Annotated in this window: 21 protein-coding genes; 6 read left to right on the forward strand and 15 right to left on the reverse strand. The window is 42.3% G+C overall.

Annotated features, from left to right (window positions below; genetic code table 11):
• From BB781_RS07855 to BB781_RS07865, 3 genes are all read right to left on the reverse strand, one after another.
• Positions 1 to 1,107, reverse strand: coding sequence for a COG1361 S-layer family protein (locus BB781_RS07855; RefSeq protein ID WP_094227945.1), 1,107 nt, complete (start codon positions 1,105 to 1,107; stop codon positions 1 to 3).
• Positions 1,104 to 3,470, reverse strand: coding sequence for a hydrophobe/amphiphile efflux-3 (HAE3) family transporter (locus BB781_RS07860; protein ID WP_164997825.1), 2,367 nt, complete (start codon positions 3,468 to 3,470; stop codon positions 1,104 to 1,106). The genes BB781_RS07855 and BB781_RS07860 overlap by 4 nt, the downstream gene beginning before the upstream one ends.
• 565 nt (positions 3,471 to 4,035) lie before the next feature.
• Complete coding sequence (locus tag BB781_RS07865) at positions 4,036 to 4,230, reverse strand: hypothetical protein (protein ID WP_094227946.1); 195 nt, start codon at positions 4,228 to 4,230, stop codon at positions 4,036 to 4,038.
• A gap of 195 nt (positions 4,231 to 4,425) precedes the next feature.
• Between BB781_RS07865 and BB781_RS07870 the strand changes: the two genes are divergently transcribed.
• Positions 4,426 to 5,277, forward strand: a complete 852-nt coding sequence (locus BB781_RS07870) for a TrmB family transcriptional regulator (RefSeq protein ID WP_094227947.1) — start codon at positions 4,426 to 4,428, stop codon at positions 5,275 to 5,277.
• A gap of 185 nt (positions 5,278 to 5,462) precedes the next feature.
• Entirely contained in the window at positions 5,463 to 7,334 is a 1,872-nt protein-coding gene (locus BB781_RS07875) for a hypothetical protein (protein ID WP_094227948.1), read from the forward strand.
• A gap of 88 nt (positions 7,335 to 7,422) precedes the next feature.
• Here BB781_RS07875 and clpB read toward each other — a convergent pair whose 3' ends face one another.
• From clpB to groES, 4 genes are all read right to left on the reverse strand, one after another.
• On the reverse strand, positions 7,423 to 10,080 hold the full coding sequence (gene clpB, locus BB781_RS07880) for an ATP-dependent chaperone ClpB (protein WP_094227949.1): 2,658 nt from the start codon (positions 10,078 to 10,080) through the stop codon (positions 7,423 to 7,425).
• A gap of 187 nt (positions 10,081 to 10,267) precedes the next feature.
• Positions 10,268 to 10,729 (reverse strand): Hsp20/alpha crystallin family protein, encoded by a 462-nt coding sequence (locus BB781_RS07885; protein WP_094227950.1) that lies wholly within the window; start codon positions 10,727 to 10,729, stop codon positions 10,268 to 10,270.
• Between the two features lie 168 nt (positions 10,730 to 10,897).
• On the reverse strand, positions 10,898 to 12,505 hold the full coding sequence (gene groL, locus BB781_RS07890) for a chaperonin GroEL (RefSeq protein WP_094227951.1): 1,608 nt from the start codon (positions 12,503 to 12,505) through the stop codon (positions 10,898 to 10,900).
• A 22-nt stretch (positions 12,506 to 12,527) separates the two neighbouring features.
• Positions 12,528 to 12,803: a co-chaperone GroES gene (gene groES / locus BB781_RS07895; protein WP_094227952.1), complete on the reverse strand. Its 276-nt coding sequence runs from the start codon at positions 12,801 to 12,803 to the stop codon at positions 12,528 to 12,530.
• 170 nt (positions 12,804 to 12,973) lie between these two features.
• Between groES and BB781_RS07900 the strand changes: the two genes are divergently transcribed.
• On the forward strand, positions 12,974 to 13,384 hold the full coding sequence (locus BB781_RS07900; RefSeq protein ID WP_094227953.1) for a winged helix-turn-helix transcriptional regulator: 411 nt from the start codon (positions 12,974 to 12,976) through the stop codon (positions 13,382 to 13,384).
• 29 nt (positions 13,385 to 13,413) lie between these two features.
• Here the strand turns inward: BB781_RS07900 and BB781_RS07905 are convergent, their stop codons facing one another.
• Positions 13,414 to 14,244: a molybdopterin synthase gene (locus BB781_RS07905; RefSeq protein ID WP_094227954.1), complete on the reverse strand. Its 831-nt coding sequence runs from the start codon at positions 14,242 to 14,244 to the stop codon at positions 13,414 to 13,416.
• Positions 14,245 to 14,390: 146 nt separating this feature from the next.
• Here BB781_RS07905 and radC point away from each other — a divergent pair, with 146 nt between their 5' ends.
• The gene (gene radC, locus BB781_RS07910) at positions 14,391 to 15,080 is read left to right on the forward strand and encodes a RadC family protein (protein WP_094227955.1); all 690 of its coding nucleotides are present in this window, start codon (positions 14,391 to 14,393) and stop codon (positions 15,078 to 15,080) included.
• 144 nt (positions 15,081 to 15,224) lie between these two features.
• Here the strand turns inward: radC and BB781_RS07915 are convergent, their stop codons facing one another.
• The 3 genes from BB781_RS07915 to BB781_RS07925 form a co-directional block, all read right to left on the reverse strand.
• Complete coding sequence (locus BB781_RS07915; protein ID WP_094227956.1) at positions 15,225 to 15,449, reverse strand: hypothetical protein; 225 nt, start codon at positions 15,447 to 15,449, stop codon at positions 15,225 to 15,227.
• 56 nt (positions 15,450 to 15,505) lie between these two features.
• Positions 15,506 to 16,009 (reverse strand): hypothetical protein, encoded by a 504-nt coding sequence (locus BB781_RS07920; RefSeq protein WP_129582667.1) that lies wholly within the window; start codon positions 16,007 to 16,009, stop codon positions 15,506 to 15,508.
• A gap of 220 nt (positions 16,010 to 16,229) precedes the next feature.
• Positions 16,230 to 17,105 (reverse strand): hypothetical protein, encoded by an 876-nt coding sequence (locus tag BB781_RS07925; RefSeq protein ID WP_094227958.1) that lies wholly within the window; start codon positions 17,103 to 17,105, stop codon positions 16,230 to 16,232.
• Between the two features lie 188 nt (positions 17,106 to 17,293).
• On the opposite strand from BB781_RS07925, the gene mmp11 reads away from it, so the two are divergent.
• Both mmp11 and BB781_RS07935 read left to right on the forward strand, forming a co-directional pair.
• Complete coding sequence (gene mmp11, locus BB781_RS07930; protein ID WP_094227959.1) at positions 17,294 to 18,205, forward strand: methanogenesis marker protein 11; 912 nt, start codon at positions 17,294 to 17,296, stop codon at positions 18,203 to 18,205.
• On the forward strand, positions 18,202 to 19,752 hold the full coding sequence (locus tag BB781_RS07935) for a thiamine pyrophosphate-dependent enzyme (protein ID WP_094227960.1): 1,551 nt from the start codon (positions 18,202 to 18,204) through the stop codon (positions 19,750 to 19,752). Before mmp11 ends, BB781_RS07935 begins: the two co-directional genes overlap by 4 nt.
• A 122-nt stretch (positions 19,753 to 19,874) precedes the next feature.
• On the opposite strand, the gene BB781_RS07940 is transcribed toward BB781_RS07935, so the two are convergent.
• The 4 genes from BB781_RS07940 to BB781_RS07955 form a co-directional block, all read right to left on the reverse strand.
• The gene (locus BB781_RS07940; RefSeq protein ID WP_207205260.1) at positions 19,875 to 20,858 is read right to left on the reverse strand and encodes a methanogenesis marker 12 protein; all 984 of its coding nucleotides are present in this window, start codon (positions 20,856 to 20,858) and stop codon (positions 19,875 to 19,877) included.
• A gap of 6 nt (positions 20,859 to 20,864) precedes the next feature.
• Positions 20,865 to 21,218 (reverse strand): DUF2103 domain-containing protein, encoded by a 354-nt coding sequence (locus tag BB781_RS07945; protein WP_094227962.1) that lies wholly within the window; start codon positions 21,216 to 21,218, stop codon positions 20,865 to 20,867.
• Positions 21,219 to 21,320: 102 nt separating this feature from the next.
• Positions 21,321 to 21,758 (reverse strand): ACT domain-containing protein, encoded by a 438-nt coding sequence (locus tag BB781_RS07950; protein ID WP_094227963.1) that lies wholly within the window; start codon positions 21,756 to 21,758, stop codon positions 21,321 to 21,323.
• A gap of 43 nt (positions 21,759 to 21,801) precedes the next feature.
• Complete coding sequence (locus tag BB781_RS07955; protein WP_094227964.1) at positions 21,802 to 23,106, reverse strand: phenylacetate--CoA ligase family protein; 1,305 nt, start codon at positions 23,104 to 23,106, stop codon at positions 21,802 to 21,804.
• Positions 23,107 to 23,122 lie beyond the last annotated feature (16 nt).

The raw sequence follows: 23,122 nt of genomic DNA on the forward strand, positions 1-23,122 counted from the left end.
TTAATTATTATTAGACCGTTTTTTCATTCTGTTCTTAAAGACCAATGCAATAAGTATAATTACAATTCCCGCAAGAGCCAGTCCTGTCACATTGAGTTTTCTTTCAGGTGATCTAAGGTCAATATCAACCTTCATATTATCTGAGAAAGCATCTTCTCCGTCTACATTGCGATATTTTATCTCACTGTCAATACCATATATCTTTTCAATTGCATCCTGCTCCGAAATTATTGTGAAGGAAGCTGTCATGCTCTCCCCGGGCTGTATTGTCCCAAGGGATCTTGTTGAACGTAGGGTGCTCAGGGGTTTCATAACTACTATCCTTGCAATCGCATCCTCGGCAGGAAGTTCACCAGTATTGGTGTAAGTAATATTCACAACACTGGTACTGCCAGCCATAAGAGACCCTGTAACGTTGGTGACCTGAAATTTGGCTTCTGGCTTGACAATTATAGGGATCTGAAGAATTGTTTCGACATTCTCATAATAAGATATGTGATCCAGGTCGGGTCTTCCCAGTATTATGGTTTCGCCCTGTGTCATCCTGACGTCTTTCTGATATTCGTAACTTAGAGGTAGCTTCAGAATATACATTCCTGCCGGAATATTGTTCGACAAGGTTATCGTGAACTTCATGGGATCATCGGGGAGAACACCCGGAGATAATTCTTCCAGGGTTTGAATACTTGCTGCCGGGTCGACCTTGATCATGCTATTAGTTGATACCAGACTTGCCTTCACACCATAAGCTGTAGTCCTGAGAGTCTCATACTGTAACTCTATAAGGGATAGTTCATGCAGGCTTGTAGATGTGCCAACGCCCTTGGCTGCCTTAAAACCATAAATGACACCCCTGTTTGAAAGCACTACATTTAGATTTACAGTTTCCCCACGTTCAAATTCCGTATCACCAAGTACAGTGGCATACAGGTCCGGCTCTCCATACGCGTTATAGAAATTCGTCGTATATTCATACGTAGGAGACAGGTATTCTTTTGCAGATGCAGAAGGAGATGCAGCTACAAAACCAGCTGAAAGTAGAATACATATTATTAACGGAATGGTATACTTTTTAAAGCTCATTATTTTCCTATAATTCACATTCATTGGGTACTTGCCTCCAGAATGTTCTTAAGAACATCTTTTTTTGATAAGTTGCTCTTTTTAAGCGCTGTCATATAGAGTCTCCTCTTTTCCCGGAACTTGTCAAGTGAAACGATCACCGGCGGGAAGATTACAAATGTTGCAAGTAAGGCAAGTGCTACATTCATAACTGTGACAAAACCGAAATTACTTGTTATTGAGAATGGCGATGCAATGAGCGCTGAGAAACCAAACACGGTTGTCAGGCCGGATGTTACAATCGCCTTACCGATCTTAACACTTGCTTCCTGCATTGCAGCTTCGGGATCCACACCTTTATCCCTTTCCTCAAAATAACGTTCCATCATCAAAATGGCATATTCCGAACCAACACCGAGTATCAGCGCACCTAGCGTTGCCGTCATTGGAGTATATTCAATTCCGGTGTAATACATGAGCCCGCCTGACCAACCCACAACCATAAACATGGTTACAACCGGTGTCAGGGCTTTTAGGAAGTCCCTGTATATTACGAGCAGACCAAAGAAAACCAGCACTATTCCAATCATTGTCATGAGTACCCGGCCAGAAGTAAGAGCAGAAATGACTTCTACAAAAACAACTGAGTTGCCGGTTATAGTCACACTTGTTCCTGGAGGAGGGGCCATCCAGAGAATATCCTCTTCGACTAGATCTGATATCACCTCTATTCCTTCAAGGCCAAGTTCACTCATTGCATTTCCAATATTAAGATTTAGAAGAACAATGGTATTTCCATGAAGGTAGGCTTCTTTTTGGGTGTCTGAAAACTGCTCGTATATAACTACGAGCTCTTGGGAACTATGGGGGATGGTACCGGAATTCGCCTGTTTTACAAGGTCCACAATGCTGGATGATCCGTATATGTGACTTCGGCTATCAACTTCATGTTGTGAGAATTCATCGATCCATTCCAGTAAAGCAGGGTCAGTGTTGTCATCAGTCGTTATGATGAGATTTAACTGGTCATCCCCGCCCAGTATCTCGCCCATATGTTTCATATCAAGAAGTGCAGGCATATCCGATGGTACAAATGTCTGGGTGTCGGTCTGAATAGGCACCATTGTATCCACGTAAAGTCCGCCCACACAGAAAAAACCGGCAATGACTAAAATCATGAATGGATGTTTCAGTGATAGTGTGGTAATCCTTTTTAAGTTCTTTTCAAGAAAATCTGGCTCAGGGGGCTCTTCTGTCACCATAACAACATTATTAGAAGAGTTTCCCTTCAATCCTAATTTCCCAAGTATGTTCTTTTCAGAGACCTTGTGGAATCCGTAAAGAATAGTTACTCCTATGAAAAGTGATGAAATGAAGCACATTACAATTCCAATGATCAGAAGCTTTCCGAAGTCCTGGATCATCGGAACGGAAGATGTGAACAGAGAGAAGAAACCAAGAGCTGTAATGATAAGCGCAATCAGAACTGCGGGGCCTGTGTGTTTAATAGTATCGATTACAGCTTCTTCATCAGTGTTTCCGCGTGCGAGTTCTTCCTCTATTCTGCTATGGAACTGGATGGCATAATCTATACCAATACCTATGAGAACCGGGAAAGCCGCCATGGAGACCATAGACATAGGAATTCCAAGGAAACCCATCGCCCCAAACGTGAAAATTATACCAACCAATACTATAGGCAGGGGAAGTAATCTCCACCTCACATGTTTGAACACCAGATAAAGTACAACTATCATCAAAATAATGGATAATAACAACAATAATCCCATGCTGCTGGTCATTTCATCGTTCATGGCAATGTTGAAGGCCGGATCACCGGTTACAATTATATTGTAGTCAGCAGGGAAATTTGCAAGTCCTATAGAGACCTCAGTCTCCCGGAGTATTTCCTCCTTAGTAGAATCTGATGCTGTGGCTTCAAGGACCACAGACATTACAGCATGCGTGCCATCTGGCATGAGAACAGCAGGCATATATGAATCAATAATTTCATCGATAACTGCATTGTCATCTGGAATTGTACTTTTGCCAGTCATCTGATAGTTGACTTCTGTTATAATAGTTGACGGGGATGTTACAGTTATAACACCAGGAATTCTTTGAACTGAAATGTATGCCCTGTCAAAAGCTTTCAGGAGCTCCGGGTCAGTAACATCACTTCCCTCCACCATAATAACAATGGATTCTGTGCCGAACAGATTCAGATACAGGTGATCAAAATTCTGGTAGAGCTTTGAATCCTTATCTACAAAAGTGTCTGTACCGGAAGCCATTCCGATCAACTGGGCACCCTGGAAAGAAATAATAATCAAAAGCAGTGCTATCAATACGATAGGTACCGTATTGTCTTCTACGAAGACACCCAGCTTTTCAAAGATATTTTTTATGATTAACACTCCTTATGTTTAATTATGATAATAAAAAAACTCCATAATAGTTGTTTTAATATAAACTTGAATACCTTATTAAATATATATAAAGATTTTACCCTTCAATAAACTGATAAATAGTTAAAATTGGTTCAATTGGACCGGTAAAATAAAGAAGAAACACATAATACAAAAAGTGTGCACCATCACTTTAATAGTTGTTATTAAAAACAAGGTTTGAGACATCCTGAAAAGGATGCCTCGTTTGGGGGTTGGATAGGGTGGTACTAACGACACGACAAGCGTGTTGTTGATGGTACACAATATGTAAAACATTGTTTTTAGTAGATAAGTCTTTCGATATATCGACAGAACAGACATATTATTCATTAGTTAGTTAATGATAACTCGAAACGAATAGATACACAAATATAATAAGTGACCAGAAATTTTGGATAAATAGGCAAAATTCAAACAAATGTATTCTGGGAGAATTGTATATACAGCAGTTCAATATAAGGATTTCACTCCGTAAAAAACCGACAAACCGGGACATTATAAATATTAAACTAATAAAACAGCCTTATCCCTCAAAATCCCGGACCAGTTTTTCCGAAACAATCCTTGTGTGCCGATCTTCCATCAATGAGGACAGATTTATTTTTGTTTCGTTTATCCAGTCATCATCCAGATTTCGAACAGACATCTCATCCATATGGGCTTTCAATATTTCCACAGAAGATGCTGATTTTTGTGAGTTTGCTGAATTTGAACCCATTGTAAAACACCTTTTCAATTATCCCTACAAATTCCAGACTATGTATCGACAAGTATGACGATGGGTTGAATAGATATAAAGATATCCGTTTAAGATATGCGTTTTAGTTCCATATTAAAAACATCTTTATAGTTGTTTTAACTTACATATTAATAAGGATCATACCTGTACAAAAACTAACAAAGAGTGAAAAACATGGACAATGAAAGGGCATTAAGGGATTTAGGATTAACAAAATACGAAGCATCTGCATATACAACCCTGTTAAAAGAAGGAATAACAGGTGCTCAGGAACTATCCCGCAAATCCGACATACCAGTAGGAAAGATATACGAAGTGCTTTCCAACCTAAATAACATAGGACTTGTGGAGTTCCAGAGATCAAGACCCCGAAAGTACAAAGCAGTCAAACCTACAATAGCCCTTAATAACCTCTACACAAAAAAAGAAGAAGATACAAAAAATGAGCTGGAGAATTTTAAATTAAAAGTTGCAGAGCTGGAAACCAGATTCTCAAATGTTGCCCAGCCAGACCACACCGAAATACAATTCTGGTCCACCATGATAGGTGAAGAAGACATCATAAAGAATATGAAGCATATGCTGGATGAAACCGAAAAAGAAATACTGCATGTGAAGCCGGCAAGTATCACGAAGATATTACAAAAACAAAAATGCATCGATCCAAAGACGCTTATCCCAACTATTATTGAGGAGTTTATAAAAGCTGCAGAGAAAGGGATCAAAATAAAAACCATTGTCCCTGAACAAATATTCCTAATTGGTCTGAAAGAAAAATATGAAAAAATACAGGACCCCATGATCAGAACAATGATAAAAAAGAACATAGAGATAAAGCTTCTTGACTGTGAATATGACTTCATACTCATTGATGAATACATTACCCACATACCAATTCACGATCCCCTACAGCCAAAGAAGATGTTCGGAGAACTGAAAGTATACGACAAGGAATATGCAGGCAAACTGAAAGAGAAATTTGAGGAGCTTTGGACTAAGGGAATAAAAGGAGAACTGAACTTCTGAATACTCTGTTTTAAAATATAGGCAAAGTATATATTATAAGCAGCCTATAAAATTAAAGAAGTCCTTTTAAGTAATCCGGGGTGGAGACTACATTTATGGATAGGCGATCCATTTCATAGTGGTACACGTAAACAGGGGGGCCTGTCACTTTTGGATAACAAAAGGAAAGGACAGGAGGAAAAAATATGGCATGGTATGATGTTGTACTTGGTGTTGCTACAGGTGGTCTATATACAGCTGGAAAAGCTATCTATCAGGCAGGAAATGCAGCAGAATCTGCAGGAAATGCAGCCGAAGAAGCAGGAATGGCACTTGCAGTGATCGGTTCTACTATACAGGCTGTGGGAGAGCAGCTTGAATCTACACTAAAAGAAGCAGAAGAGCTCCTTACAATACAAAGACTTACACCTCGAAGTGAAGCGGACCTCTGGGATGAGGAAAAAGCAAGGCTCACTTCCCTGAAACAGGAAAAGACAAGGCTTGAAAACAAACTCAAGGAGAAAGGAGTAAGCAATACAGGTAGTTTTGATTTTAATTTCTGGGATCTTATTACCAACTTCAATGATGTAATGGAAACATTCCAGCTACTGGCAAGGCTTGCAGCTGTAAATAAGGAGATCCACGACATCTTCTATCAGGAACCAGGCGTGCTCACCACAGGCATATATAATGCCAAGGAAGTGCTCGAGCGTGTCAACACAATTGAACAGCCGATGATAGAAGACATACTAGCATCACTTGACGATAACCTTGATGTGAGCGAAGAGGTACTTCAGGAAGTAAAGAAACTCTTTATCACAAAGAAAAAAGTACCGGTTTCAATTACAGAACTCAGCCCTTCAATAAGGGATCAGCTGGAAATGCTCCGCAATGATAAGCTCTACTTTGAAAAACTTATCTCTAGAAAGGACATAATCACAGCACAATTATCAGACATAATTAGAGTCCATCCTGAAAATAGGTACGAGATATCAGTCGGATCCATCAAGGTACCTAAAGAGAACATCTACGCCAGCAACATCCTTGACGAGGTAATGAATGCTGCCAATATGATCGATACTGACATCAGTATAATAGATGTGGTAAATGACGACATCAATATCACAGATATTATTGATGTAAAGGATAACAATGTGCATATTGGAGCCGGTGATGTCGTCGCAATTGACAAAGAAAAACTGGAAGACAATATTAACATCATTAACATAAAGGATGAAACAAAAAATGTAGATTCAAGTACAGTCAACCGGACTGTAAGGAACCTAAGTTCACAGCCCATAATGCGAACCACGGCGGCAACAGCTGCAACCGGCATTAAAACAAAAGCTGCAAACATTTCCGCAGTAGATATGGCCAGGATGGCAACTGCTGTCAGCAAATCACCCGGATATGCAATGTCTGTGATGCAGCCCCATGGTGCAAAGATTGCAGCATCCCTCAGTACCAAATTTGACGGATACCAGCGAAATTATGACCTGCTCAAAGCCCAGAAGGCATTCTATTTCAGGCAATCCCTGAAAATGGAAAAGAAATACGAGCTGCTGTCGAATGAGTGGGTTGAAGAACCCGGTGTCGTCCCAAAGACACTGGATGAACTGCATGGTGTGCTCAGCAATTTAAGAACAGAGGAACAGCCACGTATAGATATGTTCCTTGATACGCTGAACACGAATATCCCCCAGACACTCAACGAACTGAACGGTGTACTTGGAACCTTCAGGACCGAAGAACAGCCGCGTATCGATATCCTCCTTGATAGCCTGAGCACGAACATCCCTCAGACGCTTGACGGACTTAATGGAGTGCTCCAGAATGTCAGAACAGAGGAGCAGCCGCGTATCGACCTGATACTGGACAATGTCAACGCCAACCTTGAAGAATCAAAACAGACCCTTTCAAAAGCCAACGATACAATGGACTCAGTGAAAAATGCCCTTTCAATACTGGACTTTGACACAAAGTACCTGAAACTGGGTGGCATGGTCATTGGCGGATTAATAGTCCTTGACCTTTTCGTAGGATTTATAGTGCTTATAAGGATGGCACTTGGATTTTAAGTACGTAAACTGAAAAGTAAAAATGACGGTTGCTTATAAAGCAACCTGTCTCCTCATTTTTAATTCGATATTTTATTGATCTTGTAGATTATTCTGCGGACTTCACATCAACAAGCAATTCTGCACCATTGCTATCCACATGCACAGTGGAACCTTCCGGCACCTCACCTGCAACGATGAGCTTGGCGATCCGGGTCTCAACCTCATTCTGAATGACCCTCTTCAGCGGCCTTGCACCGAAGGTCTCACTGTACCCTGCCTTTGAAAGATAGACTTTTGCAGCATCCGTTATTTCAAGGCTGATACGCTTGCCTCTGAGCCTTTCAACAAGGTCTGCAACCTTGATGTCAACGATCTTTACAAGCTCCTGTGGCTTCAATGTGTGGAAGATCGCTATCTCATCAACACGATTAAGGAACTCCGGCCTGAAATACTTGCCAAGTTCTGCCATAGCACGCAACTGCAAGGTGGCATAATCCACAACTTTGGAACCCTTTACCTGATCAGGAAGCCCCTGTTCCGGACGGGAAAGCTCTTCACCGGACTTCAACAGTTCAGTAAGATCACCGCCGAAGATGTTAGAGGTCATGATTATCAGAGTGTTCTTGAAATCCACGGTCCTTCCCTTTGAATCAGTTAACCTGCCATCATCAAGGATCTGCAGCATGACATTGAATACATCCGGATGAGCCTTTTCGATCTCATCGAAGAGCACGACCGAGTATGGCCTCCTGCGCACTGCTTCAGTTAGCTGCCCGCCTTCCTCGTGTCCGATATAACCAGGAGGTGCACCTATCATCCTTGCAACGGTGTGCTTTTCCATGTATTCTGACATGTCAATGCGCACCATGTTATTCTCATTATCGAACAGTTCAGCCGCAAGTGCCTTCACAAGTTCGGTCTTACCAACACCGGTCGGACCAAGGAATATGAAACTTCCAATTGGACGTTTCGGGTCCTTGATGCCTGCATAGTTGCGTATAACAGCATCAGCCACCGCCTTGACGGCTTCCCCCTGGCCGATTATACGCCTGTGGAGATTATCCTCGAAATGAACGAGCTTTTCGCGCTGGCCTTCTATGAGCCGTGTGACCGGTATGTGAGTCCACTGGCTTACGACCTCTGCGATATCCTCTTCACCCACCTCTTCGCTCAGGAGCATCTCACCCTGCATCCCCTGAAGTTTCTTTTCCTCTTCCTTATATTCATGTTCTAATGGAGTGAGGACGCCATACCTCAGCCTGGAAGCAAGTTCAAGATTGGCGTCGTTCTCAGCGAGTTCATACTGAACCTTGGCATCTTCTATCTGCTGCTTCAAGGCACCAAGCTTTGCAATGGCTTCTTTCTCGCGGCCCCATCTGGCCCGCATTGCATCGGATTCAGCTCTGATGTCTGCAAGTTCCTTTTCAAGGACTTCCAGACGATCCTTTGAAGCTGCATCCTTCTCCATTTTGAGTGCCTCACGCTCGATCTCAAGCTGCATAATCTTACGATCAGCTTCATCAAGTTCCGCAGGCTTGCTATCAATTGCAGTTCTTTTCTTTGCAGCAGCTTCGTCTACAAGGTCAATGGCCTTGTCAGGAAGGAACCTGTCTGCGATATAGCGGTTGCTCATAACAGCAGCAGCAACAAGTGCGGAGTCCTTCAGGCGCACACCGTGATGGACCTCATACTTCTCCTTCAGACCACGGAGAATGGAAATCGTATCTTCCACCGTAGGCTCCTCCACAAAAACCGGCAGGAATCTGCGTTCAAGTGCAGCATCCTTTTCGATATACTTACGGTACTCATCTACAGTTGTTGCACCGATACAATGCAGTTCACCACGGGCAAGCATCGGTTTCAGGAGATTTCCCGCATCCATGGCACCTTCTGTGGCACCTGCACCTACAATGGTGTGTATCTCATCTATGAACAGAATTATCTGGCCTTCAGAATCAGCAACTTCCTTGAGCACTGCCTTGAGCCTTTCCTCAAACTCACCCCTGAACTTCGCACCAGCAATAAGAGAACCCATATCAAGAGCTATGATACGCTTCTCCTTCATGGCATCCGGGACATCACGTTTTGCAATACGCTGTGCAAGTCCCTCGACGATTGCAGTCTTACCGACACCAGCCTCACCAATGAGCACAGGATTGTTCTTCCTGCGACGTGAAAGGATCTCAACTGAGTGTCTTATCTCCTGGTCCCTGCCGATAACAGGGTCCAGTTTTCCCTGAGCGGCAAGTTCTGTGAAGTCTATGCCGTATTTCTTAAGTGGCTCCATTGTATCTTCCGGATTCTCTGAAGTAATTCTCCTATTCCCCCTTACCTGTTTGATAGCATCAAGCAACCGGTCACGTGTCACACCCTCGCTTGCAAGGATCTTACCGCAATGGCTATCCTTCTCCGCAACCATGCCAAGCAGTAGATGCTCAACGCTCACATATTCATCCTTCATCTTCCCGGCTTCCTGCACAGCAGAATCAAGGACACGCCTCATAGTCTGTGTCATGTAGACCTGCTCACCACCAGGCCCGGAAACCTGTGGCAGGTTTGCGAGCAGGGACTCGACTTTCTGCTTCAGGCGATCCACAGGAACTTCCATATTATGCAGTAATGTGGTTACAAGTCCCCCGCTTTGCTCCAGCAACGCAAGGAACATATGCTCACAATCTATCTGCTGATTTCTATACCTTGCAGCAATAGTACCGGAGCCCTGGACAGCTTCCTGGGCTTTCTGTGTGAAACGATTTAGATCCATTGTAAAAAACTCCCCGGGACAGTACATCCCATTATCCCATTCTTTAATTTCGAAAGATGAACTTAAATCACTTTTGATACGTTTTTTAAAGGCAGGTACTACCCGGACTTATGTATAAAAAGAAATGCCTGCAAATATATCCCAAAATTTATTAATTTGCAGGCATGACCACTCATGCAAATTGAACTCATTCGATGAGTATTCTCTTCTTTTCTTCGATCTGTATCTTTGGAAGAGTTACAGTAAGCACGCCATCCTCAAGCTTTGCCTTTGCGCCATCAGCCGTAATAGCTTGCGGCAGGGTAACAGTCCTTGAGAAGGAACTGTAGGTCCTTTCCCTGCGCAAGTAGCCTTCTTCCTTTTCTTCAGAACTGGCACTGCGTTTTGCAGATATTGTCATCCGGTTATCACTAATATCAAGATCAACATCGCCTTTCTCCACTCCCGGTAGATCTGTTGTGACCACGATACTTGAACCTTCATCCTTTACATCCACAAGTGGCGCCAGTATTCCGGTTTCTGACCACCTGTCACCAAAACTTCTCTCTTTGAACATGTTGTTCAGCATATCCTGCATCTGCACCATCTCTTCCATTGGATTCCACAATCCTCCTTTTGTAGGTGTCACTTTAGTCAAACCAAATCTCATACAATCACTCCTTTTAGCTTATGGACATTCAGATTTTAGTTGTTTATCGGGCTGTTCTTTCTTTTTGTTCTGGATACAGTTTCAAAGTACCTTTGACCTTGGTATGCACCTCTTCATGTTTTGTATTTCATCCGGAATCAATAATAAATAATAAAAATGAGAAAACGATCAGATTATGATCGCTGCTGTCTTCTCATCTTTCTCATCATCATAGTCAGTTACAACTGCCTCGGTGGTCAGGATCATGCCTGCAATTGATGCAGCATTCTGTAATCCGCTTCTGACGACCTTTGTCGGGTCGATCACACCGGCCTCAAAGAGGTCCTCAAAAATGTCTTTCTTGGCATTGTAACCATACTGGTCATTGGACTCGGACCTTATCTGTGCGATAACCTCTGCACCATCCTTTCCGGCATTCTGTGAGATCTGGCGGATGGGCTCTTCAAGTGCACGTTTAACGATCTTAAGACCAATATTCTGTTCACCTTCAAGTTCAAGACCTTCAAGCACGGAGCTGGCACGGAACAGTGAGATTCCACCGCCGGTGATAACACCTTCTTCTACCGCAGCTTTTGTTGCATTCAAGGCATCATCGATCCTCATCTTCTTTTCCTTGAGCTCGGTCTCGGTTGCTGCACCTACCTTAATGACAGCAACACCGCCACCAAGTTTTGCAAGGCGCTTTTTGAGCTCCTTTTTCCTGAACTCTGCATCAGTGACCTTTATCTGCGATTCGATGAGCTTCATTCTCTTCTCGATCTCAGCCTTGTCGCCCTTACCTTCAATAATAGTGGTCTTGTTCTTGTCAACATTGACCTTGCGTGCAGTTCCAAGCATGTGCTCTGCGAATTCCTCAAGCTTCATTCCCTTATCTTCGCTGATGACCATTCCGCCTGTAAGGATTGCGATGTCTTCAAGCATCTCCTTCTGCTCGTCACCAAAGCCAGGTGCTTTTACAGCGCAGACGCGCAATGAACCACGTATGATGTTAAGTATGAGTCCGGCCTGGGCATCACCTTCCACATCCTTTGCCACCATGACAAGTGACCTGCCTTCCTTGGCTACTTTCTCAAGTACAGGTATCAACTGGTTCATGGTGCTGATCTTGCGGTCAGTAATAAGGATGTAGGGGTCCTCAAATCCGCAGGTCATTTTCTCATGATCTGTTGCCATGTAAGGTGATACAAAACCACGGTCGAACTGCATACCTTCAACTACATCAAGGTGGGTTTCCATGGTCTTTGAATCTTCAACAGTGATGACACCATTGTACCCTACTTTTTCCATAGAGTCTGCTATGAGTGCGCCGATTACCTCATCATTATTGGCTGAAATGGTTGCAACCTGCAGGATCCTTTCCTTGTCCTTTACATCCTGGCTTTTTTCCTTCAGGTGTGCGACTATTTTCTCGGTTGACTTCTCAATACCCTTTTTGACATCAATCGGGTTCGCGCCGGCACTGATATTCTTTAAGCCCTCACGTATCATGGACTGGGCAAGCAGGGTTGCAGTGGTAGTTCCATCACCTGTATTGTCCTGAGTCCTTGATGCAACCTCTTTGATGAGTTTGGCACCCATGTTCTCGAATTTATCCTTGAGCTCTATTTCCTTTGCAATGGTCACACCATCGTTAGTCACCACAGGATTGCCAGGTTTATCAAGTACTACATTACGACCTTTGGGCCCAAGTGTAATCTTTACGGTATTTGCTACTTTATCGACACCGTTTAACAGCGCTTTGCGTGCATCTTCATCGAACATTATCTGTTTGGACATGTATCTTCCCTCTGATTCTTCTTTATTCCTCAACTACTGCCAAGACATCCTTAAAATCAATGAACATATGGAGTTCCCCCTCCAGATCGATCTCATCGCTCTTGTAACCCCCATATATTACACGATCGCCTTTCTTTAAGGGAAGTTCCTTTCCATCTTCAAAGGTCCCAACAGCAACGACAATACCTTCTTTTTTTGCTTCCTGAACAGAATCAGGGATATAGATCCCGCTTTCAGTCACTTCCGCCTTTTTGATAGATTTGATTAATACTCTTTCACCAATTGGCCTGATAATCATGTTGATTTCCTCCAATCATACGACCGGAAAATCCCGGCTAACTTAGTAATAATATTGCCAAACCTGTATATAAATGTGTTGCATATTGTCGTGATTTAATAACTTTTATAGAGATGATATCTACAAAAGTACATAAGATTTATATACAGCCAGAGAAATAGATAAATCATATGCCACAGCAGATAATCCTGATCAATCTGGAAAAACCAAGGGAGAAAAAACTGGAGGAGGACGTCCGTTGGTTCTGTAACAGTTTCGGATTATCTTCCGGAAGAGATACTGAGAACATTTCCACACAAATCGTGCTTGACCTGCTGCAACAACTTTCCGGGAGTGAAGATAAGATTTCATCAGATGCTATTGCAGAAAACCTGGATGTAAATCTTTCAAGGGTCAACCACCACATAAGGAATCTCATTAGTGCCGGCCTGATATACAGGCAAAAAAGAGCACTTTTCCTTCGCGGAGGAAGCCTCAAGGCAGCAGTCAGGGAAATGAGAAAGGACTCCGAGCGCATATTCCAGGAACTTGAGGAGATCGCAGAAGAAATTGATGAGCAGATGGGACTGAAGAACAGATAAAAATCCGGCTGAACCCTTACATTTCCTCTTTACATTTTGTCGTGAACCCAAAAATCGCCCTCAATGGTAAATTCCTTTTTCCATATGGGCACATCTTCCTTGATACGCTCAAGTGCATCTGCAAGTACTTCGAACAGTTCTTTCCGATGGGCTGCAGCGACCACAATATATACAATGTCATCACCTGATTTGATAAGACCGGTCCTGTGATGGATTAGCACATCTATGATATTGTCCTTTTGCTTAAGGTCACGGCATATTTTTTCAATGGCCCTGTCAGCAACACCTTCGTACTTTTCAAATTCAATGGCAGTGGTTTCCACATTACCATCCACACGCCGGACAATTCCTGTAAAGGTTGCTATGCCCCCTGAAAAACGGATATCAGGATTTGAGCGGACCTTCCTGATGAGAGAATCAAGGGTCACCCACTGCGGCTGGCTGAGAACTAGTTCTACAAGCGCATCAATATCCCAATCTGATCTTGCAGGCAACCGGACTACTATATTGGATATTTCACCGGAACCTTCAATGTCGCCAAGGAATATCTTTGGTAGATCACTGCTCTTTGCACCTTCAACAATTGCAAAGTCAGCACCATTATCTGCGAGTGAATTCAAGGCATCTTCAAGAGTTGGATTCCGCCTAATGGTCACAAGCTCGGTATCAGTGATGGCAGCAACTATATTTGCCCCGGCATCGAAGTGCTTACCCGTATCAGTAATCTCAGGGTTGAAACGATGGTGCAACATCTGTTTTACAGTACCGACTGATCCGTTTTTGGAAAGAGCATCAACAAGACGGGTTACCAATGTGGTTTTACCGGAATTCTTGTAACCTGCAACACAAATTACTTTCATGTCAGGACTTTATGAGAAGTCATCGTATAAGTACACAACGCAAATAGCAGACAGGATAAGTCATAGGAATCATTTTTTAGATTCAATGAAATTTATAATAGAGTAATTACGAATAATTTATATCCTACAATTTTATAGCCATTGCAATGAACGAGTACAAGATAACTATCCATGACATGCCGGAAGATGAGAGACCACGTGAAAGACTGCTCAAATATGGTCCGGAAGCACTTTCCAATGCGGAGCTTCTAGCCATCATCCTTAGAACAGGATCACAGAAAGAGAATGTTATCAACATGTGTAGCCGTATATTTTCAGAGTACAACATCAAGCAGCTAAGCCAGGCAAATATCTCTAAACTTACCCGTATGCATGGTATCGGAAATGCCAAAGCGGCACAGATAGCCGCTGTCTTTGAACTTGCCCGCAAGCTTGAAGGATTTAGCGATGAACCTAAAAGAAAAATAAGGTCACCTGCAGATGTCTATTCGCTTCTCTACCCGAAAATGCGAGAACATAAACGCGAAAGACTTGTGGTACTGCTTCTGGACACCAAAAATCAGGTGATACGCGAAGAAGTCATATCTATCGGCAGTCTGAATGCGAACATAGTCCACCCACGTGAAGTATTCAAAGCAGCACTTATGGAGTCCTGCGCCTCGGTCATACTCTCACATAATCACCCATCCGGCGACCCCACACCCAGCCGGGAAGACATTGCTGTGACCGAGAAACTTGTAGAGGGTGGTAAGTTACTGGGCATAGATGTGCTGGATCACATTGTCATCGGTGATGGAAGATATGTTAGTCTGAAGGATGAAGGATATGTAAGATGACACCACATATCCTAAATACAACCTTAAACCGGCATTTTGAAATTCCTGCAAACTCTGGAACTACGCCCCCAGAGCACTAAATTCAGTCCTTATTACTGCATATTCTGCAATGGATAAACTAATGCAGATAAAAAAGGGATGATTTTACAACTGGATTTTTGAACTTTTGCTTAAAAATACCCTTTCAAGTGCATACTCGGAAATCGTAAATCCCAATAACATGTATGCTTCCCACTCCGACTCAACATTGAGATTTTCGAACAAAGATAGATCCTGATGTTCATTTCCTTTTGATGGATCCAGCATCTCAATCAGCTTCGGTTTTATCGAAGGTGCAATATTGATATCTGCAATTGTTCTGTTGTCCACACGAATCTTTGACTTAGCACCACTGTAATAATGCCTAGCACCACTATGATGATTACCTAGAGCAAAACCCTGGGTTTTTTGAAAAACACCGTTTGCAGTTCCATCGAATCACATAGTACCCGGTTAGTATAGTCAAAATAACCTAATACCTGATCATTTAAACAAATTGTCAATCTTCTTTTTGAATAGAAAGTTTCGAGGTAACCTGCACTGATCGTGGTTAAAGAATAATAAGAGATGCCACCCCCTCCGAAACGAAATGGAGAATTGAAACTGATAATAAAATAAGTTTTCGTGACAAAATCAGAAACAACCGGCCTTCCATCATTTAATATATATATATATATATATATATATAAAGAAAAAATACGCTCACTTGAATAGGTTTGTTGAGAGAAGTGATAGATAGTCTCATTTATGCTTATCATTTTCAGCAGATCAGACACATCATAGCCAGAGGGAACAAAATCATCGATCTTACTTATCACCGCATCTTTCATTTCTTTTGGTAAGCGGTGCTCAGAAATATGTTTGAACAATGGGTTGATCTTTTCACCCAATATTCGAATTATGAATAAGGAAAAGAAACAAATATAGACAGCAGACGAAAATAGATCATTCCAGGTAAAACCAAGGAACTCATTTGCAAGCATAATGTTGTTCAAACTGGCAAAGACAGGATGATCGCCTATATCGAAAAAAATGATCAAAAAAAGTGAAACAACTATTGTTTTTATAATTGTTTCATATTTCTGGAAATAATGCATTATCATTACGTATTCACCAGCGATGATGTGAAGCTAAGCCATGATTCCCAACAGTCCTTGTATGCACACCAAAAGTTGTTCTTGCAAAGGCATATTCTGAAATCGCAAATGCCAATAACATATAAGCTTCCCATTCTGACCGAACATTCAGGTCATCAAACAATTTAGTATTATTAACAGGACCAGAGGCATTTGTTTCCTCATTTTTTTTGCTAGATGACAGCAACAGGAGAATATCTGCTATTTTTCTATCGTCTGCATAAACACTGGATTCTACACCAGTTTTTATCGGACCTATAGAACTTGGACGTGACGGAATATCAAAAGAAGCTTTAGCATGCCCATCAGCATCACATAGTTTCTTGCTGTTGTAATCAAAATATCCTAAGACAGATTCATTTAAAGTTACTGTCAACCTATTATTTACGAAAAAAGCTTCAAGAAAACCTGCATGTACCTTTGTTATCGAATAATAGGAAATTGTACTTCTTGAAGGTATCAATAAGGCATTTGTTTTCACAGCAAAATCAGTTGTTGCTACAAAGCGTGGAAAATCAGATGGAACGCTTTTAAAATCAGGATATAAAGAAAATCTCCTTTCCTTATGCTTCCCCCTAGTTATACAAGGATATATCTCTTCCTGTATACTTATATGAGCAAGCAAATCGGTCACACCGATTTCAGGAATGGGAAACTCATCTACTTTGTGTATTAATTGATCTTTTAATTCTGTTGGTAACCGATAGTCAGAAATATGCCTGAAAAGCTTTCCAGTATCTGTTATTCCGTAAGAAGCGGCACTTTTGACACTTTTGGCAACACGTATAATAGAGATTAAGGAAACTAAACCGACTACACCAAAATATAAAGTTTTAAATTCTGAATACATAACTTTTATTAGAGAAAATACTAAGATATATATTTAATTAAATTTCAGATATTTAATAATAACTAAGAAATCTGTGTTTTGTTTTGACTGCATGAGAAACATGTGATAACCTCAAAAAGTGTCCTTTTAACGTAAACACCACACCACAAACAAAACATTTAAACTATTGACCGGCAATTAACACGCAAATGAAAGAGATTGAACTCAATGACCCCTATACCACTCCATACAGGGGCATATATGCAATATGCGACAGGAACAACGAATATGCAGAGATCGTTGAACATACTAACTGCTATGGCGGTGCCGCATGGTCAAAGTTTCATTATTCACATTCGCCGCTTATCCTGAAAACGCGTTCCATCGGGAACATGATCAGATACATTGTTAAAACAGGCACATCAACCCTTGAGCTTAAGCCATCTACTGCGGCTGCAGGAATTGAATCGGTCATTGTAGAAGGTAATGAGGTTCATATAACATATGCAGGACTTGGCGGAGGCGGAGTAGGCGCCACCAAATGCAGGGCATTCGCTGAGGGGGTGCTGTGCTGCAACTATACCGAATCTGGTGGCGGGCGTGCTGCAAAGGGAACCATCGTAGTTCCGAAAAGAGAGAGAGTGCTCATCGGCATCGATGACACTGACACCAAGGAAGAGGGTGCTACCTGGACCCTTACACATAACATGGCAAAGGAACTGGACTGCATAGAATCCGTTTACCTCTCCCACTCACTTGTACAGCTTTTCCCTGTATCTGCAAGGACGCAGAACTGCGTGTCCACTGTACTGGAATTCGGATGCGTGGACGAGAATGCAAAACAGGAGTTGCTTGAAAGTATAAAGGCAGCACTCCTGAAGTACAGTGTTTCTGATGAAACCGGAATGGTTGTCCTTGCAGACTTTGACGCCAGGAAGATGAACAAGTACAGCAAACAGTGCCGCAGCAGGGAACTCACAAAGGAATATGCTGTGCAGTGTGCAAAGGATAATAGCGTTGACATCTGGCTTGATGGCAACGGCGTTATAGGAGCACTTGCAGCACTGGCATGGTTTGCACGACCTGACGAATCAGTCACGCTGGATTCACAACTCGAATGACAGATATGATACAAACCGAAGATATAACCGGCCTTGAGGCAATTTACTTTGCAGCCATTGACAGCAATGTAAGGTTCATTACTGCAGTTGCCGGATATCCAATGACTGCAGTTGCAGATTTCTTTTTTAAGGAAAAAAGCTCCAACACTTACGATATTCACTGGTTTACCAATGAGAAAGCTGCTCTTGAGGCTTCACTGGGAGCCTCGGTCACAGGACAAAGGTCCATGGTGCTGGTCAAGCACGTGGGCATGAACCTGCTTGCTGACCCCCTCATGACAGCAATGATGCACACCATTGGTGCCGGGCTTGTTATACTTGCAGGAGATGACCCCGGGGCAAAAGCATCACAGAACGAGCAGGATTCCAGGTTCTACGGAGCGATTTCGGAAACTGCTGTCTTCGATCCTGCTACACCGCAAGATGCTTACGAGTCACTTAATCGGGCTTTTGAACTCTCAGAGGAAGCAAAAGTTCCTGTGATAATGAGAATTACTGACAGGCTGGAAAAGGATGAACACGAAGTCAGCAGAGTCATCAAAAAGAAAGAGATCTATACTCCTGGAAAAATGTTCGACAGAAACATATGGAAACTCACGATGCATGGAAAGCACCAGCGTTTTCATATTGAATCAGAACCCCTTCTGATACGTGAAGCTGAGAACTCCCGTTTCAACCGCATGTCAATGAACGGAGAAAAGGTGGGAATTATATCCTCTGGCTACCCATCATCAATTGTTGATGACATACTATCCACACAACTGGCATATTCAGGTTACTCGCATCTGGCACTTGGTCTTGTATCACCACTGCCAAAAAACCTTGTGAAACAGTTCACTAACCTACACAAGCGTGTACTCGTTGTAGAAGAAAGTGAAGCTTTCATAGAATCATACCTCACTACCTGTAACAGGCTTCTTGGAAAAAAGAGCGGACACCTACCGGTTGGAATGATTGAAAAAGAGTACATTGAATTTGCACTTGAGAACATCGACAAGGATGAAGTTTTGAAATATACAGATATCCAGACCATTGCCTCACGAGGATCAACACCCATCTGCAATGATTGTCCGTTCATGCCACTCTACAAAGTACTGCATGATATTAAACCGGTTGCAGGAGACATGGGATGTTCAATTCGAACAGCACCTGACCCGCTTAATGCAGTAGATACCGGATTCGCACTTGGTGGTGCTATCTCCACAGCCTGCGGATTCCCCGGAAAAGGTATAGCAGTTATCGGGGATTTCGGGCTTGCGCACTCCGGCATTATCGGACTTATAAATGCAGTCACCTGTGGGTTTGATATTCTTGTTATTGTACTTCAGAATGAGATCGCTGCGATGACAGGAGGACAGAAGACACCGGATCTGCGCAGTGCAGTGAAAACTCTTGTACCTGACATGATCGTTCTTGATATTGATATGAGTATCAGTTCCAAAGGGACGACTGAAACCTGTGATATGTTAAGGAACCTTATACAGCAAAAACTGAAAACAAAAGGGGTTTCCGTTATCTATATAGAAGGTAAATGTACACGGTTTTGAGTTTTTGAGCAGCTTGTGTTGATTTTAAAGTAATGATAAAATATTATAGAACGATATTTGAAGTTGATTGTTTGAAATACATCGTTTGAAATTTACAATTTCAAATTTGAAATAGCAAACTATTATTCAGGGAAATTAACATTGATACCTAGAATATGCCTTGAACCCGAATGTATATCCCTTGCTATTTCGGCACAGCCAACAGCAGCGCTCCATCTGTCAAGCACATGAACTTTTATACCAAGGTGTCTCTCTATTTTTTCCACAACATCTGGAATCTCACCAACTGAGCCTTCGATGATGACCACACCCTTTGAATCATAATCCTTTAGCAAAAGCTGCATACCTGCAATTTCCATAGCAGCAAAAAGTGCTATGCTGTCTAATGCAAGAATTGCTTGCGGGTCTTTGTTTTCTGCAGCTTTGAGAAGTTCATGCCGGTCTGAGAAGGGAGTGTGCTTCAGGACACCTGAATTTACAAAAGCCTCGTTTGCGCTTAATTTTCCAGCATCTACATCCCTCAGAGCCTGTACATCAAGAGGACCATGCTGCAATCCAGGCGCAAAGATACACGCATCTATAGCCCCAATGATTTTTCCATCTGCAACGCCTAAGGTAACAGTATTTGAACTAATATCAGAAAGAACGAAATCAGTAAAACCTTTAGAAAATGCATGATATGCGATTCCTATTTTCTCCGGACTTGTAGAATGAGAGAAGATATTCAAACGCGGATCTGTATCACTGCCTTCATGGATCCCAGGTATAACAACTGCCGGGATACCTGATGACTTGATAGAATCAAATACCAGCCCCCCACCACCTGTTTTCTTACCGGCTCCCTCTATGCTTTTGACACCCCTGTTCTTTACGGCCTTTATGTCTTCAATATCTCTTATGCCATCACCCATGGAGTATGTCACAGCCATCAGTGAGATATCAGTACTATTTATCTCAAAAGAGTTCTCCATTAAAGACATAAGATACGACTCGGTCATAGCGGCAGCTTCAGTTCTTGGAATCTCCAGTTTCAGCACTTTTCCAGATTCGGGAAAAAGTGCAACAAAGCGCATTGCAGTCGTACCGTGATCAATTCCAATGAACATAATATATCACCATTGCTCATCAAGCAATAATAAATTGAGCTCTTCCATGATGCTCTTCCCTTCTGCAAAACTACCAACTGTAGTGATTATACGCAGTTCCTGAAAAGAAGTACCATGAGAAATAAGTAATCTAAGATTTCCCCGGTCGTCAGGCCTTAGTACCCTGGCAGTCAGCATACCCCCAGAATTGCCTTTTCCTTTTACAGTTATCACCGAAGGTATTACTTTTTTGACTTTTGGATGTTGGCTCAACACAGAGACTATCTTTTTACCATTCCGGCCACCGATTATAGTAGTATGCGAACCACCTATTTTAGATTTCGATTTATGAACCCCATTTGCACCGGTAGCATCAGTCATTTCAAGGGGAATGACAATAAGTACTATAAAATATTAGTGGTTGGCGTTTATAAACAATAATAAAATATAAACAAATTAAAAAAGAGATCAATATTCAGGAAATCATATCTCCTGAATATCAGCCATATCTATCAGTTTAACACCTGCGCCACTTAAAACCTGAATAGATGCGCCGATATCACTGACCCTTAGAATGAGGAGAGCCTTTTCAGTCTTTGTGACAAAAGCATACGCATAGTCAATGTTGATGTTCTGTCCACCGAGGACATCAGCTATCTTCCCAAGTCCTCCGGGAACGTCTTCCATCTCCACACCCAACACACTGGTTTCGGAAACCGTAAAACCAGCGTCATGAAGTACTTCATGTGCAACATCTGGCTTGTCCACGACCATTCTGATGATACCAAAGTCACCAGCTTCGGCTATGGTGAATGCTCTTATATTGATATCAGCCTTCCTGAAGTTTGCTGCAATGTTAGCAAGGCGGCCTGGCTTGTTCTCTGCGAATAGGGAAATCTGTTTGATGATTTTTTCTTCCATATAAACACCTGCAATTTTATTGAAAGCTATGCCCTATGAAAGTTTATAACTTTCTGTTGTCCATCACTTTCTTGGCCTTGCCCATTGATCTTGGAATTGTGCCTTTTTCAACAAGCTCGACTTTCACTGCAAGGTTGAGCACATGTTTCAGTGATGATTCGACCTTCTTCTCCAGAATGATGATGTCATTGACCTTATCACTGAATGCTTCATCGGTCATCTCTATCTGAACTTTCATGACATCTAATTCATTTATCCTGTCAACAATTATCATGAAATGTTCACCAACTTCAGGAATGGTCATGAGAACAGATTCGACCTGTCCTGGGAATACGTTGATACCACGCACAATGAGCATGTCATCAGCACGTCCAAGAACCCTCATAATACGTGGATGAGTTCGTCCGCACTTGCATGGCTGCTTATTGATAACTGTGATATCACCAATACGATACCTGATAAGCGGAAGTGCTTCCTTGGAAAGGGTTGTGATGACAAGTTCTCCGCGCTCTCCTTCCCCAAGCGGTTCACCTGTTTGCGGATCGATAACCTCGAGAAGGAACTGGTCTGCCCAGATGTGTATACCATCCTGGTACTGGCATTCTGTACACAGAGGGCCGCTAAGTTCAGAGGTACCATATATATCATAGGCTTTTATACCTGTAGCTTCCTCTATTCGGACCCTCATCTCCTCAGACCATGGCTCTGCACCAAATATACCTACACGTAGCTGAGTATCATCTTTTATACTCAGACCCGTCTGATTTGCAACTTCGTTCATGAAGAGGAAATAAGAGGGAGTACAGGCAATTGCACTGGTTTTAAGGTCTTGCATCAATTCAAGCTGTTTATCTGTATTTCCGGAACTTGTTGGAAGAACTGTGGAACCTACTTCTTCAGCACCGTAATGTAAACCAAGTCCACCTGTGAAAAGACCGTAACCATAACTTACCTGAATGACATCACCACGCCCGACACCAATTGAGGTCAATGCCCGTGCAAGGGACGTGGACCATTCATTGATGTCATTACGCGTATATCCTACTACAGTGGGTTTCCCTGTTGTTCCTGAAGACACATGAAAACGAACAAGCTGTTCATTAGGCACACAGAACATACCCGTTGGATAAGTGTCCCTAAGATCTGATTTGTATGTAAAAGGTAATTTCTTCAGATCATCCAGTGTCTGGATATCCTGAGGCTTAATTCCTACATCATCAAACCTTTTTTTATAGAAATCTGAATGCTGGTAGACATAATTAACCAGACTTTTAAGTTTCTTTTCCTGCATCTTATCCAGTTCATCAACTGGCATTCTTTCGACCAATGGGTTCCAGTACTCTATCATCTAATCGCCCTTTATT

The organism is Methanolobus psychrotolerans, assembly GCF_002243045.1.
Taxonomy (GTDB): Archaea; Halobacteriota; Methanosarcinia; order Methanosarcinales; family Methanosarcinaceae; genus Methanolobus; species Methanolobus psychrotolerans.